This window comes from Helicobacter sp. MIT 03-1614 (assembly GCF_000762925.2).
GTDB classification, from domain to species: Bacteria; Campylobacterota; Campylobacteria; order Campylobacterales; family Helicobacteraceae; genus Helicobacter_C; species Helicobacter_C hepaticus.
The window spans coordinates 110525-127314 of record NZ_JRMS02000004.1 but is presented as its reverse complement, the minus strand read 5'-3'; the positions used below and the strand labels follow the sequence as shown (position 1 = coordinate 127314).

General features: G+C 35.9%; 15 protein-coding genes and 1 tRNA gene. 2 read left to right on the top strand and 14 right to left on the bottom strand.

Annotated elements, in window-relative coordinates:
* Positions 1-102 precede the first annotated feature (102 nt).
* The 13 genes from LS66_RS03945 to hisC all read right to left on the bottom strand — a co-directional run bounded on the left by LS66_RS03945 (position 103) and on the right by hisC (position 12882).
* Positions 103-861 (bottom strand): hypothetical protein, encoded by a 759-nt coding sequence (locus LS66_RS03945; protein WP_034366275.1) that lies wholly within the window; start codon positions 859-861, stop codon positions 103-105.
* A 245-nt stretch (positions 862-1106) separates the two neighbouring features.
* The gene (gene truA, locus LS66_RS03940; RefSeq protein ID WP_034366271.1) at positions 1107-1853 is read right to left on the bottom strand and encodes a tRNA pseudouridine(38-40) synthase TruA; all 747 of its coding nucleotides are present in this window, start codon (positions 1851-1853) and stop codon (positions 1107-1109) included.
* Complete coding sequence (locus LS66_RS03935; protein ID WP_011115444.1) at positions 1853-2872, bottom strand: LptF/LptG family permease; 1020 nt, start codon at positions 2870-2872, stop codon at positions 1853-1855. Before LS66_RS03935 ends, truA begins: the two co-directional genes overlap by 1 nt.
* Entirely contained in the window at positions 2872-3519 is a 648-nt protein-coding gene (locus LS66_RS03930) for a prepilin peptidase (RefSeq protein WP_034366268.1), read from the bottom strand. Before LS66_RS03930 ends, LS66_RS03935 begins: the two co-directional genes overlap by 1 nt.
* A gap of 15 nt (positions 3520-3534) precedes the next feature.
* The gene (locus tag LS66_RS03925) at positions 3535-4191 is read right to left on the bottom strand and encodes a protein-L-isoaspartate(D-aspartate) O-methyltransferase (protein WP_011115446.1); all 657 of its coding nucleotides are present in this window, start codon (positions 4189-4191) and stop codon (positions 3535-3537) included.
* Positions 4191-4928 carry a carbon-nitrogen hydrolase family protein gene (locus tag LS66_RS03920; RefSeq protein ID WP_034366265.1) on the bottom strand — a complete coding sequence of 246 codons (738 nt, stop codon included), beginning with the start codon at positions 4926-4928 and terminating at the stop codon, positions 4191-4193. Before LS66_RS03920 ends, LS66_RS03925 begins: the two co-directional genes overlap by 1 nt.
* A complete protein-coding gene (locus LS66_RS03915) occupies positions 4918-5967 on the bottom strand; it encodes a ribonucleotide-diphosphate reductase subunit beta (protein ID WP_011115448.1) in 1050 nt (349 codons plus the stop codon). Before LS66_RS03915 ends, LS66_RS03920 begins: the two co-directional genes overlap by 11 nt.
* A gap of 134 nt (positions 5968-6101) precedes the next feature.
* Positions 6102-6186 (bottom strand) — tRNA-Leu (locus LS66_RS03910).
* A 79-nt stretch (positions 6187-6265) separates the two neighbouring features.
* On the bottom strand, positions 6266-8155 hold the full coding sequence (gene dxs / locus LS66_RS03905) for a 1-deoxy-D-xylulose-5-phosphate synthase (RefSeq protein WP_138091872.1): 1890 nt from the start codon (positions 8153-8155) through the stop codon (positions 6266-6268).
* A gap of 25 nt (positions 8156-8180) precedes the next feature.
* Entirely contained in the window at positions 8181-9014 is an 834-nt protein-coding gene (gene fliH, locus LS66_RS03900) for a flagellar assembly protein FliH (protein WP_034366258.1), read from the bottom strand.
* The gene (gene fliG, locus LS66_RS03895; RefSeq protein ID WP_034366256.1) at positions 9001-10032 is read right to left on the bottom strand and encodes a flagellar motor switch protein FliG; all 1032 of its coding nucleotides are present in this window, start codon (positions 10030-10032) and stop codon (positions 9001-9003) included. Before fliG ends, fliH begins: the two co-directional genes overlap by 14 nt.
* 15 nt (positions 10033-10047) lie before the next feature.
* A complete protein-coding gene (fliF, locus tag LS66_RS03890; protein ID WP_011115453.1) occupies positions 10048-11760 on the bottom strand; it encodes a flagellar basal-body MS-ring/collar protein FliF in 1713 nt (570 codons plus the stop codon).
* 9 nt (positions 11761-11769) lie between these two features.
* A complete protein-coding gene (hisC, locus tag LS66_RS03885; RefSeq protein WP_034366253.1) occupies positions 11770-12882 on the bottom strand; it encodes a histidinol-phosphate transaminase in 1113 nt (370 codons plus the stop codon).
* Positions 12883-13073: 191 nt separating this feature from the next.
* Between hisC and LS66_RS03880 the strand changes: the two genes are divergently transcribed.
* Together LS66_RS03880 and pyrC are read left to right on the top strand one after the other, a co-directional pair.
* Entirely contained in the window at positions 13074-14522 is a 1449-nt protein-coding gene (locus tag LS66_RS03880) for a phosphomannomutase/phosphoglucomutase (RefSeq protein ID WP_052057352.1), read from the top strand.
* Positions 14523-14531: 9 nt separating this feature from the next.
* Complete coding sequence (pyrC, locus tag LS66_RS03875; RefSeq protein WP_034366250.1) at positions 14532-15563, top strand: dihydroorotase; 1032 nt, start codon at positions 14532-14534, stop codon at positions 15561-15563.
* Positions 15564-15579: 16 nt separating this feature from the next.
* Here the strand turns inward: pyrC and hemW are convergent, their stop codons facing one another.
* A complete protein-coding gene (gene hemW / locus LS66_RS03870; RefSeq protein WP_034366249.1) occupies positions 15580-16695 on the bottom strand; it encodes a radical SAM family heme chaperone HemW in 1116 nt (371 codons plus the stop codon).
* Between the last annotated feature and the right edge of the window lie 95 nt (positions 16696-16790).

Below are 16790 nucleotides of genomic sequence, written 5' to 3'. Positions count from 1 at the left end.
AGAAACTACTACGATTAGCTCAATAATCTTTTAGTAACAGACTAGCGAATGATAAGGAAATGCGCGTCATTTAGGTTGAAACGCATTCTAACAAAAATAAACTTAAAAGCCCATACCTAGCTCTAAAACAAGTGTAAAATTTTGACTTGCTGGATAAAAGGCACTTAAACCATTATCTACTATAAGAGTTTTAGAATCTTGAAGCTGATGATATTTTGCTTTAAGTCGTCCAAAAAGATTATATCGCTCACCATAAGTAAGCCCAACAAAACCCTGTGTGATAAAGCCTTGTGTGTTTAAGCCATTCCTAAAAAGCCCTTTAGGCTCTAGTGCAGCAAAATTATAAACACCTAAGCCATAATAAATCCCTAGAGCATATTCAAACCTCACATCGGGCAAAAGCTCAATGTATCTTTGTGAGAGATTAAGTCCAAAGCCGATTATTCCTATACTTAAACCATTTGGAGAATTGCTAGAGTTAAGATTATACATCTCCATAGGGATTCCAAAACCCAAAAAAAGTGGTTTGCTTAGTGAGCCAAGATTAAAGCCAATATCTCCAAATGCGCTAAAAATCGTGCCAAAACCACGATTGGTGCTTAAGATATTATGCGAACTATGAGTGTTAAAATCCATAAAGTTTATGCCAACATTTGTATGAGCATAAAACTCTCTATCATACCATAGCGCATCGCCACCTAAGCCACCGCCTACACCATTAATGGCAATCTTTGAAGAATGAAGATTCACAAAATGCGGAGAGAGAAATAAACGGTCATCATTGCAACTTTTGTGTGTGCATTGAAAGCCAAAGCTTACAGAGATAAAAACAAAAAGAATGAGAAAATTTCCACTTTTCATACAATCTCTTTTCATAAAAATCTATAAGTTAATATTATAAAGACTCTCACTTAAAAAACGATAATCTCTTTACAAGAACAAATTCTCATTGGGTGGGAAGGGAAAAAATTAATGCTGATTTTTCTCACATTTTAAACCTCAACACTTACTCCACCCATATACCTCAAATAGCAACTATTTGTGCTCCCCTATAATATCCTTATAATATTAAAGCTACAAACCATTCAAATAAGCCTGATAGCTTACTACCTATAACCCACTTCACACAAATACAAACCATTAGGACTTATAGGATAAGTATAATGCTGTTTTTGCCCATTTATTTGCTCTTGTAGAGAATGAAAACTTAGTTCTGCGCGACTATAAGCGAGTGCTGCGCCTACCATAAGTCTTACTTGTGCACGTAAGAATCCATTGCCTCGCACATATACTATATCTAAACCCTTGTATGTATAATGCTTAATTGCAAAAATTGTGCGAATACAATTCTTTGTATACGAGCCATTTTTTTTAAAAAATACAAAATTATGTTGTCCTTGAAATGCCTGAAGTGCATTTTTAAAAAGCGTTTCATCACCAATTTTTTCATAAGACACATAAGGTGCAGCAAAAGGAGAAGGTTGTGTAGGAGAGAGTAAAAAACGATAAGAACGCCAAAGTGCATCAAAACGTGGATGAAAAGTATCATCTACAATATGCAATGAACGCACCATAATGTGAGGATAGAGCTTGGCATTAAGCAAAAAGCGCAAAGATTCTATGGCTTGAACTTGAGAATCTAAAAAATGTGCGCTTTGAAAACATATAACCTGCCCTGTGGCGTGCACTCCTTTATCTGTGCGTCCTGCTCCGATAATATCACTCTTAATGCCTAAACGAGCAAATCCCTCTTTAAGTGTGCCTAGCACACTTTTTAAGCGCTTATCTTTTTGCAATGCAAATCCACTAAATACACTACCATCATAGGCAATCACTGCTTTATAAGTGGGCATTAATAAAACTTTGTAATAAACTTTTTATAGAGTCCAAAACTCAGCGCACACCATAGGAAAGGTATAATAATCATACCTATAAGTGGAAAATGTTCCGAAGCAATGTGCGTAAGCACAAAGTATAGCGCTACAGATGCAATAACATAAAAATAAGACATATTAGAATGAAAACGAGGATTTGCAATACCAAAAAGCGGCACAAGAAAAAGGGAGGTAAGAGGAAAAAGTGAAACCATAACAGCTTGAGCAAGTTTGCGTGGTTTTTGGTGAGAATCTGAAGTAAAAACATTACCCCAATATTCAAACAAATCATAACTTCTAAGCTGTGGCTCACTCACATTTTGTCGCACACTCATTTGGTGATAATCCACCCTTTTTAATTCCTCTGGTGATGCAAAATAAGCACTTCCTTCCTGAAGATTAAGCTCAAATAAACCTTGATTATTATTTGTTTTGCCAGATTCTGCAACGATAAAAGTATCGCCCTCAAAACCATTTTCTGAAAACAAAATAAGATTCTTGTAAATGCGCTTGTGTGCGCTATCTACATACACGAGCCAATCACCAAGTTTTTGCCCAAATTCACCAGATTTAATATTTACATCAATATCAGCTTTTTTTTGCGCAACAAAATTTTTAGATGCACTATTTGCCAAAGGAAGCATAACAAGTGAAAACACAAATAAAATAATCGTGGCAAGGAGCGTAATAGGTAAAAAAAACTTCACAATATCTAAAGGCTTTGCTCCAAGTGAAAAACATACCATTAGCTCATAATCATATGTCAATTTCGCCACGCTTAACACTAAAGCAGCAAAAAAAGTAATAGGAATAATAAAAAATAAACTACCGGGTATGAGATATAAAAATAATGTGCCCAAATCTATAAAACTCATTTTAATCACGTAGGTGCGCCCTGCTATGTCAATAAGCAATACCACAGAAGCAATAAAAAGCAAGACAAGGAAAAATGGAAAAAATATCTGTGCAAAAGACATAAAAAGATAACGTTTAAACATTAGGGATTCTCGTGGATAACAAAACTAAGCCAAGCTAGATTAATAGTCGTGCCCAAAAAAATAAAAAAACAAAAAGGTAATTTCAGTTGCGCAAGATTAACTCGATAAAAAATTGCCAAAAATATAGCATATACCAATGCTGCCACACTCCCTAAAAATACACTAATAAATGCATTAAGCGCGCCAAATGCAATGCCAATAGAACTTAAAACAATAATATCTGCTTCCCCAATAATCTCTTTTTGCACAAGACTTTGATAAAGGATTTTAAGGGCAAAAAATACACCTCCTACGCCAAATCCCATAAGCACTCTTTGAACAAAACTATGTTGAGAATCTATAAATACATACCCTATACAAACCAAAAGTAATAAAAAGTTAATCGTATCAGGCACAGCAAGACATTTAATATCAATTAAACCCAAAAGCAATAAAAGCATTATAATGACATATATTACATCTATGCCAAACCACATTAAAACACAAAGTGAAAAAACACAAAGCAAAAGAAAATAGATTCTATAAGTCCAGAGTTTAAAAATAATGGCTAAAGAAAAAGGTTTCAAGCGCGTATCTTCTGAATAAAATGCAATAAAAAATACTCCAACAAAGCCAAAACATAAAGAAAGCATTACAGAGACTATCATCTTATCCTCGCATATTTACATTACGCATTTATTCTTAGATTCTGAGACTATACCATCTTGTATATCTACAAAAAGGCATTCTGATAAGATTTCGCCACCCTCAAGTATGCCATTATGTTTTTTAAAACGTTTAATGATTTGCTTTCCATTTTCAAGCATAGGTGCGACAAGCACTCCACCCTCTTCAAGTTGATTAACAATAATAGTCGGAATCTCCCTTGCACACGCAGAAAAAAGTATTGCATCAAATGGAGCATATTCAGCCCAACCTTTTTGCCCATCATCGAGCTTAATAAAAATATTATGAGATGCTAAACGTCTAAAGCGTTCTCGTGCTTCTTCAAAAAGCTTATCAATGCGCTCAATACTAAAAACACGGCGAAACATTTTGGAAAGCACCATTGCTTGATAGCCGCTCCCACAACCAATTTCCAATACAGAATCTCCTCCATTTGGGGCGAGATACTCGCTCATTTGTGCCACGGTCAGAGGGGAGCTAATCCATTGAGAATCTACCATAGGCAACGCATTAATCTCATAAGCTTGATGAGCGAAAACTGAAGGCACAAACATCTCTCTATCCACAGCACAAAGTGCGGTAACTACTTTGGGAGAAAGTGGAAAGCTTTTTTGTATTTCATCACACATTTTTTTGGCTATTTTTTGATACATTAATGAATCTCTATACCAGTATTAATATATTTTCTCATACGCAAGGTTTCCCCAATATCCACTTCACACGCCACAAAATTCTTCTTATCATTTTTATACACAATGCCATAAGGAGTAATAACAGAGCTTCCTTTTGCCATTATATCATTAGCGCTATTGCTTACTACAACAAAAGCTTGATTTGCTATTGCAAGGGCTTGAGAGAGAATCTCAAAATGGCTTTTGCGTGCTTTGCCCCATTGAGCACTTATAAAAATAATATCCGCACCCTTTATTTGTTCCCATAACTCCACAAAACGCAATTCAAAACAAATTAAAGCTGCACATTTAATACCATCAATTTCAAAAATGCTAATTTCACCTTTTTCACCAGCCTTAAAATGCAACTGCTCATCACCAAGAGAAAAAAGTTTGTTTTTGCTTTGCTTATGGATAATTTCACCCTTATGAAAAACTTTAAGGTTATTGAAAAATTTTTTCTTTTTTTCTTCTATCATTGTTATAACAAGTGTATTGTTATATTTTGCGCTACTTTCTAAAAGTCTCTCTGTTGCAATCTTTGAAAATTCACTCGCCTCTTTCATACGTTGATAAGCAAACCCACTTATCACGACTTCAGGCGCGCAAATAATAGCATTTTTTCCACATCGGGCGATAAAATCCTCCACATTTATAAGATTCTCTGCAAAATCTTGTCCAGTCTTAATTTGCATACAATATAACTTTTTAGAAATCATCAAAATTAATGCTCCCTTTTGAATAGTTTGTAACTTTTGCCTCAAAGAAATTTGTTTTTTGGTCATTAAAACTTGCAAACTGATCTACCCACTTAATAGGATTCTTTGAGCCATAAAGTTGAGGTAAGCCCACTGCCTTGAGACGTGCGTCTGCCAAATATTGAATATACTCACGAATAATCTCTGAAGTTAATCCTAGAATCTGCCCTTGTGTAATATATTCACCCCATTGAGATTCTATCTCAACTGCTTTTTTAAACATCTCAACAACTTCCTCTTCAAGCGAAGGAGTAAATAAATGCCCTTGTTCTTTACGCAAAGAACTAATCATATTTTGAAATAAAAGCAAATGTGTTACTTCATCACGTTGAATAAAACGTATCATTTGCGCACTTCCTAACATTTTGCCACTACGTGCAAGGGTATAAAAATATGAAAATCCACTATAAAAATAAATACCCTCTAAAATTTGATTAGCAAACATAGCCTTGAGAAGATTTTGCTCATTGGGATTTTTTGCAAGCTCAATATAAACATTTGCAATATTATCATTTTTACTTCTTAACTGCATATCCACACGCCACATATTATAAATCTCATCAGTATTTGCCGAAATAGATTCTACCATTACTGCATAGCTTTGTGAATGCAATGCTTCCTCATAAGCTTGACGCACAAGGATAAGATTAATCTCTGGGCTTGTAATATAGGGATTGACATTGTCAATCAAATTATTTGTTTGCAAAGAATCCATAAAAATTAGTTGTGCTAAGGCTCTGTCATAACCTAGCTTCTCTTGCGCTGTTAAACCGCCGTTATAATCACGCTTATCAGGTGTCATATTTACCTCTTCGGGAAACCAAGTATTCGCAAGCATCACTTTCCATAGATTATAAGCCCATTGATATTTAATTTTATTTAAATCAAACATACTCGTGGGATTCCCGCCAAAAATCTTCCTATCAGCTACACTCTCTGTTGATTCTGGGTTATAGATTTGTTTGCGAGAAATATGTTGAACTGCTTGTGCTTGTTTCATTACGAAGACCTTAAAAATAACAAAATTTAAACGCGAAATTATATATTTTTACTCCTTGATTGAATGTTAAAATCCACAGGAAAAATCAAAAATATCGTGCCAAAACTATTAAAGATAAGATTGCATAAAAGAAGTGGTGCGGGAAAGAGGACTTGAACCTCCACGCCTTGCGGCGCCAGATCCTAAGTCTGGTGCGTCTGCCAATTTCGCCATTCCCGCAGCGTCATACCAAAAAAGATAATTCTCAAATGCCATAAAAGCAAGGCGCAGATTTTACTTCATTAATGTTTAAAATTTTCTAAATCCACTCTTTAATCTTACTTACAAGATGGGGCGTATCCAAACCAAGAGACTGCTCTATAAGTGCAGTATTGCCGTGCGGGACAAATCTATCTTTAATTTCAAAGCTTTTTAGTTGCACATCTTTAATATTTTCTTCTGCCATAAACTCAAGGAGTGCGCTTGCAACACCACCCATATAATAACTATCGCTAAAAACACATATATGGGTATGCGTTTTAAACACCTCATTCAACATATGTTTATCAAGAGGTTTTACAAAACGCAAATCAAGTAAGCTTGGCTCATAACCCTCTGTGCTTAAAGCTTGATACACTTTATAAGCTCTACCTACACCATTACCATATCCCACAAGAAGAATTTTCTTACCTCTTTTTAACATCTCTGCTTGCCCTAGCACAAACTCATTTGAAACAAATACACCCTCTTCAAGCGTAAATGAACCACGTGGATATCGGAATGCACAAGGTGAATCATTATAGCGATAAGCAAAAGCTACTGCTTGTTGCAAGCTTGCATTATCACGCGGCGCAAAAAGCACCATATGGGGGATAGAACGCAAATAAGCAATATCAAACAATCCTTGATGAGTTTCACCATCTTCACCCACAATGCCTGCTCTATCAATGCAAAACCGCACGGGCAATCCCAAAATTCCCACATCGTGTATTATTTGGTCATAAGCGCGTTGTAAAAATGTTGAATATATTGCAACAAAAGGTTTAAATCCTTCTTTTGCTATTGCTGCCATTGAAGTAACCGCGTGAGCTTCACAAATTGCAACGTCCCAAAATCGCTGTGGATACTTTTCAATAAGCTTATCTAAACCTGTTCCACTTGGCATTGCAGCAGTTACACCAACCACTTTTTCATCAGTAAGGTAAGATTCTAAACTTTCAGAAAATACTGCTGTGGGCGATTGTGGAGCAGAACTTTTAAGTGAAGAACCTGTGCTTACATCAAAAGGACCAACTCCGTGCCAATGCTCAAATCTACCCTCTGCAATTTCATAACCCTTGCCTTTGAGCGTTTGAGCGTGAATAACGACAGGTTTTCTCATTTCTTTTGCTCTTTGTAATGTGGCGATTATAAGTTCAATATTATGTCCATCAATGGGACCAACATAATCAAGCCCCAATTCTTCAAATAAAATACCTGGTGTAATAAGTTTGAGAGATTCTTCAAATCTTTTAGCAAGATAGGTAGCAGAATCGGGCATTTTTGTAAGCACTTTCTTAATCGTATCACGTATTTTTTGGTATATAGATGTTGTCAAAATCTGCGAAAGATAGTTACTAATTGCCCCAATAGGTTTAGAAATACTCATCTTATTATCGTTTAAAATAATAACCATAGGATATTTTTTATCACCTAATTCGTTGAGTGCCTCATATACAAGCCCTGCACTCATTGAACCATCACCTATCATTACCACAGGCATACTTGCACTTCCCTTTAATGCTAACGCTTTTGCTGCACCAACCGCAAGAGAAATGGAAGTTGAGCTATGTCCAGCAATAAAATAATCACTAGGGGATTCTTTGGGATTACAAAACCCACTTAAACCACCAAATTGCCTTAAACTAGAAAAATCATTCCACCTTCCAGTAAGAAGTTTATGTGCATAAGCTTGATGAGAAACATCAAAGATAAAAGGATTTGTGTTTGCATCAAAGACTAAATGCATTCCTATAATCAAATCTACTGCACCCAAAGTAGAACTAAGATGACCACCATTAGAGCTTACAACCTCTAATATTCTATGACGAATACACGTAGCAAGCTCTTTAAGCTGCGTGGGAGAAAACTTACTCAAACTCTCAAAAGTGCTCTCTTGCTTTTGTATATGGGCTAAGAAATTTGCTACATCAAGCGTTTTGACTTCCATCTCTCTTTCCCCTCTTAATTTTGTCCTAATCACGCATATTTTCAAGCACAGATTGTTTAAGATTCTTATAACGCGACATAATTGTGCCATCAATGTTACCATTATCGCTCACAATCACTACGCCCCCAAGTGATACAGCGCTATCAGAGATAAGTTCAACTTTCGCATTATCCTTAAGCTGTTCTTTTAAAAAAAGATAATCACTTGGATTGACTTTAATTTTAATATTTGTTGCGTCCATAATAGAATTAAGCAACTCTTTTGTCAAATTCAATGCAATTTTTTGAGAATTTTCACTCACTTCGTTGATAATTACTTCTTTTGCAATATCGACTGAAATAGCACTTAGTTCTTTTTCCAAATCTTCTAGATGCTTTTGGCTTGTTTTAAGCGCATTTTCAAGCGTAATAATAGAATCTACCAAAGCTTTTTTTTGTGCGCTCACTTCAGCAAATAAATCCTCTTTTGCTTTCTCCTCTGCCTCTCTAAAACCATCTTTATAACCATTTTCACGCGCATTTACAACGCGTTGTTCACTTTCTACTTGGAGTTTTTCAAACTGAATTTGTAGCTTTGCAAGTGAGCCGGAAAGCTCATCTGTTTTTTGTAATAAACGCTCGACAAGCTCTTGCTCAAGTGTTGCAATTTTTTGCGCATTACTTTGTATATTTTGAGAGAGCTCATTTGCCTCATCTTGCGGTATTTTTGGTGCAAGTGTTTCTACATGAGCAGAGGCAGAAGCGATTTCTTTGCTCGATTCTATCATTTCATTTGTGATGCTTTTAAATTCATATTTTTTAATATTATGATTTTTAAGTCGCTCTTGTCCAATAATGTTTTCTTGATTAAGCAATGACATCGTCTTGTTCTCCTAGTTGGACCAAACCTTGCTCTGAAAGGGTTTGGACTACCTCAACAATTTTTCTTTGTGCATTTTCTACATCACGCACTTTTACAGCTCCAAGGAACTGCATTTCCTCCATAAACTGCTCACTCGCACGTTGAGACATATTACCCATAAACTTCTGTTTTAAATCATCAGGAGCAGATTTAAGAGCAAGGGTAAGATCCTTTTTATCAGCAATTTTAAGAATCTCTCTAATAGCGTTATTATCAAGTTTTGAAATATCTTCAAAAGTAAACATCATCTCTTTAATTTCAATAGCTAACTGCTCATCAATTTGCTCAATATGTGAAAGTGTCGCTTTTGCAGCTTTTTGTCCCAATCTGTTGAAAATTTCCGCAACGGAACGTGTGCCACCCACTTCAACCTTGTAACTTGTAAGAGATTCAAGTTTATTTTCAAGCACTGCACTTACGCGCTTAACAACACTTGGCGAAATATCCCCAAGGTTTGCCATACGAATAGCTACCTCTGCACGCAAATCATCAGAGAAATAACTCAATGTCTCTGCTGCTCCACTTGCGTCCATATGCGCAAGAATAAGAGCAATCGTTTGGGGATGTTCATTGATAATAAAATCTGCAAGTTGCTGTGGGCGAATTTTGGAGAGATAGGCAAAGTTTTTTTGAGATTGCATTGTTTTGGCAAGTTTATCCAAAATTGCCTTTGCAGCATCAGGTCCAAGAGCTTTAATCAATAAATCACGAGCATAATCCATACCACCTGTGCTAATATATTGATTAGACTGAAAAATGACATAAAACTCTTCTAAAACGGCTGCGCCAATAGTTTTATCCATTCCACCCAGCTGTGCAATTTGTTTACTGATTTCAGTAATTGCATCAATATCAAGATGATGAAAAATTTCAGAAGTAATTTCATCACCTAATTGCATCAATAAGATAGCAATTTTTTCTGCCATTGAAAGCTCATCATATTGTGCTCTTTGACGAGGACTAAGTGTGATTGCCATATTTACTCCTTATAGTTATTTATGACCAATACCTTCGGTAATATCAAGCTCATCTTTAATTAATGTTTGAAACAACGAAGCTATTTCTTGAGGACGCTCTGAAATAACATTGCGCATTTTTTCAAGCAATACTTCATATTTGATATTATCTTCATCAAGCCCAGAGCTCAAACCAAGCTGGTCTTCTACACGTTTTCTTAATTCACTGAATTTATTTAAATCATCATCATCATCATCAATTTGCATAAGAGATTCTATATCATCATCTTCCTCTTCTTGCACTTCAAGCATACGCTCTGCAAATGGTGCAACAATTTTTTTGTAAAATACAAGGAGAATTACCGCAACAATAACATATTTTAACAATGGCATAAACGGACTAAGATATCGCTCTACTTTATCAGAGAAAGCCTCCCAAGCATCTTTTGGACGATAATCGAGCTGTGTATTCCTAAAGGGCATATTAATCACTTCAACTTGATCGCCTCGTGCCTCGTTATAACCAATTGCTTTTTTTACACCTTCTAAAAATTTATCCATATCTTCTTGAGAACGAGGAGAATATTCTAAACGTGTCTCACCATCTTCACCTACGACTTCTTCATAAGTCCCATCAATCATTACAGAAGCACTTACTCGCTTTAAAACTCCATAATGTTCCGAAATACTACTCACTTTTTTACCAATCTCGTTATTTTGAACAACTTCGCTTTCTTTCTCCCATTCCATCATTTCATCATCTTTTAATCCCTGCACAGGACCAATATTACTTACCACTCCCGGAACACCCCCAATTTGTGGTGGACGGAATCCTTTTCGTTCTTTTTCATACTCTCTAATACCGCGTATAACAGGGTTTTGGTCAAATTCTTCTTGAGTAGAATTGCGCACACTAAAATCATAATCCATCGTTACTTGTGCTTGCACACCATCTCCCACGCTTGGTTGCAAAAATTTGATAATCTTCGCCTCCATAGCATTCTCTGCGGCTTGTTGATATCGTCTCTGAAAGGCTGCTTTCTTCGCTAAAACCCCTTGTAACGCTGCTTCATCCTCTTCGCCAAGCAATTCGCCCTCTTGATTGATAATTTTAACATTCTCCGGAGTCAAACGTTCTACTGCTGCAGCAACAAGATGTTTAACACCAATAACTTGCTCGGTTGAAAGAAACATATTATCGCGCACTGTGAGCTTAACAGAAGCAGATGGCGGATGTCCGCCTTGAACAAAAAGTGATTCCTTGGGCATTGAGATATTCACAATTGCTTTTTCGATAGGACGCAAACTCTCAATAGTCCTTGCAAGCTCATTTTGCTTAGCAATGAGATATTTCATATCTTGGGTAAAAGGTGTCTCTCCTACAGGACTTTCAAGTAAAATATCAAAACCTACATTTTTACTTGTCTTGGGTAGTCCAAGCGAACCAAGTGTAATGCGTTGCTCATAAACATTATCTTTTGGCACCATAATGATATTATCTTGAGGTATTTTATATGGGATTTTATCTTGTTGGAGCTTTTGTAATATCAATGCGCTATCTTCTGCGCTTAAATTACTAAAAAGCACCTCATAATTTTCATACTCATTTTTTGTTTCTACCTTAAAGAGAACAAGATAAGTTAAAAAACTAATAAGCACAACAAAAGTTGTAAGGATAATAATTCGCTGTTTCTTATTAAGCTTATTTAACACTCGAGCAATTTGTTCAAAAATCAGTCTTAAATCCACGAATATCCCTTAGTTATGAATTTGTAAATATGCTTTTATGAGTTCAAATACGCGTGTATTCTGCTCTGCTCTACCAATTGTTATCCGAAAAGCATTCAATCCATAAGAGCGTAGATTACGCACTATTAAACCATTTTGCAATAACCAATCACATAAATGCGAAGATTCTATATGCGAATGCAAAAATGTAATAAAATTCCCATATGAAGGGATAAATGTAAATCCCATTTCATTAGCAAATGCTTCGTATCTTGCCATTTCAATAGCATTATTTTTTATACACTCACTCACAAACACTTGGTCTTTTAATGCAATAAGAGCAGCTTGTAAGCTAAGTGTAGTAACATTAAAGGGTGGGCGCACTTTATAAAGCATAGAAATAATATGCTCACTTGCAATACCATAACCCACACGCATACCACCCAAACCATATACTTTTGAGAATGTTCCTAGATAAATCACATTACTAAAACGCTCTATAAGCTGCTTGGGATTAATAGCCTTTGCCTTATCTTTATAAGCTGCAAACTCCTGATATGCGCCATCAACAATTACAAGTGTATCCTTATCCACTGCTTGTATAAATTGCTCAATAGCCGCTGCATCTAAACATTCACCCAAAGGATTATTTGGTGCACATAAAAACACTGCACTTATATGTTTTCTTTCTTTTTCGCTTTGATAGAGTTGAAAAAACTCCTCTAAAATATGTTCATCACTTGGTGTTTTAGAAATCTCTACACCAGCAAGTTTCGCATATACCTCATACATAGCAAAAGTCGTTTTAGCCATAAGCACCTGTGCATTGTGATGATTGAGCGCCTGCATACAAAATTCAATGATTTGGTCACTTCCTGCACCAATAATAATATGTTTAGATTCTATATCAAAATGCGAGGCTAGGGCATTTTTAAGCTCATACATAGAATCATCAGGATACAAAAAAGCTTTATGGGCATTTTTTTGAAGAGATTCTACTACTTGAGCAGATGTTCCATAAGGATTCTCATTACTGCCAAGCTTAATAATATCCTCTGGCTTAATCCCATACTCACGCACGACAAGCTCTATTGGCTTCCCTGCCTCATAAGTTACAATTTGCTTCAATGCGCTCCGAAACACTTCTGTATCACCTCTTATCCATAACTTGGTTTTAACTCATCAAAAAATGGTTTATTTTATCTTAAAATATTTATAAGTTTCTTTAAAATCATATCTTTTGGCTTGTAACGAAAATTTGCTACAATCTACTAAAATATATCAAGAGTAACTAACATTGATAAAAACTCTAAGATTTAAGGGGTCATTCCAAGATGCAAACACTACACAATAAACATATTTTAGAAATTACACATATTTTTCGCGAATATGATATTCGTGGTATTTTCGGTGATGACCTCACGCACGAAGTTGTATGTGGCATAGGGCAACTACTTGGAGAATATATTATAGAATCTAAACTGCCTCCTTGCATATATATTGGCTATGATGCACGCATACATTCGCCTACTCTTCTTACGTGGCTTGCGGAAGGTTTTGCATCAACAGGTATTGAAGTTTATGATCTTGGACTTATCCCCACTCCTGTGGCATACTTTGCAACCTTTAACACCATAGATTCTATCACTTGTCCTCATTCTGTAATGATTACAGGCTCACACAATCCGCCTCAATACAATGGCTTTAAAATTACCATTAATCAAACACCTTTTTATGGAGAGCAAATCCGTGCTCTTGGGACAAAACTCACTACGTTGCTCAATCAACAAAATAAACACAATATTCTCCCAAATACACATCAAAATAAAACATATACAAAAATTAACGCTCTTGGGGCATATATAGATTATTTGACGCGAGCATTTGCCTCCCTTGAGAATTTTCCCTATCTTATTGCTGTAGATTGTGGCAACGGCGTTGGTGGTATAGGTATAAAGAAAATCTTAGAAAATCTTAATATTAACTATACACCACTTTTTTTTGAACCAGATGGCACTTTTCCCAATCATCACCCAGACCCAAGCGAGGAAGAAAATCTCATTGCACTTAAAGACAAAATGAAATCGGATTCTATACCGATTGGAATTGCCTTTGATGGAGATGCTGATAGACTTGCACTTTTAACAACTCATTATAATTATAAAGGCGATGAACTTGCTATTCTTTTTGCGCAAGAGATGAAAAGACGCTTTTTAAGTCCTGTCGTCATTGGCGAAGTCAAATGTTCGCAAGTGATGTATGACGAAATCAACAAAATCGGCAAAGCAATAATGTATAAAACAGGACATAGTAACCTTAAAGTCAAGCTTAAAGAGCTCAATGCACATCTTGCAGCAGAAATGAGCGGGCATCTCTTCTTTAATGACCGATATTTTGGCTATGATGATGCAATTTATGCTTCACTTAGAGCTTTAGAGTTGTTTTTGCACTATACACCAAAGGAACTAGAAGCTACTATCAATGCTCTACCTCATCTTTACAGCACAGACGAAGAGAAGATTTCTACCACAGAGGAAGAGAAATTCACTCTTATTCACACCCTTGGTGAGGCATTAAAAAACCCTCCTGCTGATTTCCCTTCCATTAAAGATATTATCAGCATTGATGGATTGCGTGTAATATTTGAAAATGGCTGGGGACTCATAAGGGCAAGTAATACTACACCTGTGCTTGTTACACGTTTTGAAGCTATAAGCAAAGAAGAATGCGAATCTTATAAAACTCATTTACTTGCTCTTCTGAAAAATTGTCAAAAAACATAAGGACAAGCTATGCCACAAACATTACAACTCACAAACCCTATGGATATGCATCTTCATTTGCGCGAGGGAGAAATGCTTAGTGCTATCTTGCCTTTTAGTGCAAATCCTTTTAGTGCTGCTGTTGTTATGCCAAATCTTAAAACCCCTATTACCACTACTGCACAAGCTCTTGCATACAAAAGGCAGATTCTATCACTTTGTTCTACATCATTTGAACCACTTATGAGTATTTTTCTTACTCCAGACCTTGACAAACAAGAACTTATACGTGCTAAAGAAGCAGGCATTCATATTCTTAAACTTTATCCTAAGGGCTCAACTACGGGAAGTGAGAAGGGCGTTAAAGAGATGTTATGCGAAAAGACACTTCATATCTTTGAGATTGCTCAAGAATTAGGCTTTATTCTCTCCATACACGGCGAGAGTAATGGCTTTTGTATGGAAAGAGAATATGAATTTTTGCCTATTTTTGCCCATATTGCACAACATTTCCCTCGTCTTCGCATAATCATTGAGCATATGAGCGATAGGCGTAGTCTTGAGTTGATTGAAAAATACCCAAATCTCTATGCTACACTTACATTACATCACATCACTATGAATCTTGATGACGTGCTTGGTGGGGGGATTAATCCTCATCACTTCTGCAAACCTATGCTTAAAACCAAAAAAGACCAACAAGCCTTGCTGCAAGCTGCTCTAAATGCTCACCCAAAAGTAAGTTTTGGGTCGGATTCTGCGCCTCATTTAGAATCTGCAAAACTTAACTCCAAAGGTGCAGCGGGGATTTTTTCTGCCCCTATTTTACTTCCAGCCCTTGCTGAAGTTTTTGCATCTCATAACGCCCTTGATTGCTTGCAAACATTTATAAGCAATAGGGCTATCGCAAACTATAAGCTAAAGCATTTTCCGATTAAAACTATCACGCTTGAGCGTGTGGAAAATCCAGTGCCTCCTTACATCAATACACCTCTTGGGCATATTATACCACTCCGAGCGCAAACAAATCTCTCTTGGCGCATTAAAGAGGAAAATAGATGAGAAATAAATGCAGCACCTAAATCCTACATAAAATCCAAGTTGCAATCTCATCTGCCAAAAATAACTCATCTGCTACCAAAAATAATTTGCCATTATAAGATTCCCTAAAACATTTTTTATCATCAAACAAAGGTTTTAGAAATCTTTCATCATCAAATACTGCCATATCCACGCCTTTAACACACCTAAGACCTAGCATTATCTGCTCTAAACGTAAATCCTCCTCACTTAACTCCTCTACTAATCTATAATAAGGGTTTTTGATGTATTCATTGAGACTTGGATAAGCTCTAGTGCGCTTATTTGCTATCCTACCTACAGCTCCTGCTCCACAACCTAAATACTCTTCACCTTGCCAATACCCTAGATTATGCTTACATTCCGCATTTGTATTGAATTTAACATAATTTGACACTTCATATTGATAAAATCCATTTTCTTTAAGGCATTCTCTTGCCCAAAAACTTAACTCTTCATCTGTCTTAGAATCTATTGTCTTTGAATTTTGTGTAGGCTTTGATTTTTTAGATTCCAAAAAAAAACGAGAGCCCTCATCAATACTCAAAGTATAAACTGATATATGACTTAGTGGCAATGCAGCAGCTTGAGTAATTTCTGATGATATAAGCGTTTTAGAATCTAAAGGTGTATTAATGATTAAATCGCAGCTTATATTTTTAAATCCTCCATTATACGCATTCTCTACACATTTAGCAATCTCATACACACTATGTTCTCGTTCTAAAAAAGCTATCTTATCTTTATCAAAACTCTGAATCCCAACACTTAAGCGATTTGCTCCTAGAGATACCAAATCCTTGCACCATTGCGTGTTTAAATAATTTACATTTGCTTCAAGAGTGATTTCACAATCTTTTGATATAAACGCGTTTTTATAAAGAATAGTAAAAATAGCTTCATAATGCTCACTATGCAAAAGATTCGGTGTGCCACCACCAAAAAAAATAGAACTAATATGCGAGTGAGGATGCAAATGGCACAAAGTATGCTCTATATCCGCACAAAGTGCTTGTATGTAAGATTCAAAGTTGTCTTGTTCTACCACAAAAGAATTAAATGCACAATAACCACATTTACTCGCACAAAAGGGAATATGAACATAAAGCAACACAAATGCTCCTTGCAACCTTTATCATTATTAAAATAAATTGTTATATATTATATCCTATAATGCAAGAGATAAATTTATAGAATCTAAAAGGCAAA

Bases quoted from the DNA above. Each gene is read 5' to 3' on its own strand.
- LS66_RS03945 (WP_034366275.1), bottom strand. From the start codon at position 861: ATGAAAAGTGGAAATTTTCTCATTCTTTTTGTTTTTATCTCTGTAAGC.
- truA (WP_034366271.1), bottom strand. From the start codon at position 1,853: ATGCCCACTTATAAAGCAGTGATTGCCTATGATGGTAGTGTATTTAGT.
- LS66_RS03935 (WP_011115444.1), bottom strand. From the start codon at position 2,872: ATGTTTAAACGTTATCTTTTTATGTCTTTTGCACAGATATTTTTTCCA.
- LS66_RS03930 (WP_034366268.1), bottom strand. From the start codon at position 3,519: ATGATAGTCTCTGTAATGCTTTCTTTATGTTTTGGCTTTGTTGGAGTA.
- LS66_RS03925 (WP_011115446.1), bottom strand. From the start codon at position 4,191: ATGTATCAAAAAATAGCCAAAAAAATGTGTGATGAAATACAAAAAAGC.
- LS66_RS03920 (WP_034366265.1), bottom strand. From the start codon at position 4,928: ATGATTTCTAAAAAGTTATATTGTATGCAAATTAAGACTGGACAAGAT.
- LS66_RS03915 (WP_011115448.1), bottom strand. From the start codon at position 5,967: ATGAAACAAGCACAAGCAGTTCAACATATTTCTCGCAAACAAATCTAT.
- dxs (WP_138091872.1), bottom strand. From the start codon at position 8,155: ATGGAAGTCAAAACGCTTGATGTAGCAAATTTCTTAGCCCATATACAA.
- fliH (WP_034366258.1), bottom strand. From the start codon at position 9,014: ATGTCATTGCTTAATCAAGAAAACATTATTGGACAAGAGCGACTTAAA.
- fliG (WP_034366256.1), bottom strand. From the start codon at position 10,032: ATGGCAATCACACTTAGTCCTCGTCAAAGAGCACAATATGATGAGCTT.
- LS66_RS03880 (WP_052057352.1), top strand. From the start codon at position 13,074: ATGCAAACACTACACAATAAACATATTTTAGAAATTACACATATTTTT.
- pyrC (WP_034366250.1), top strand. From the start codon at position 14,532: ATGCCACAAACATTACAACTCACAAACCCTATGGATATGCATCTTCAT.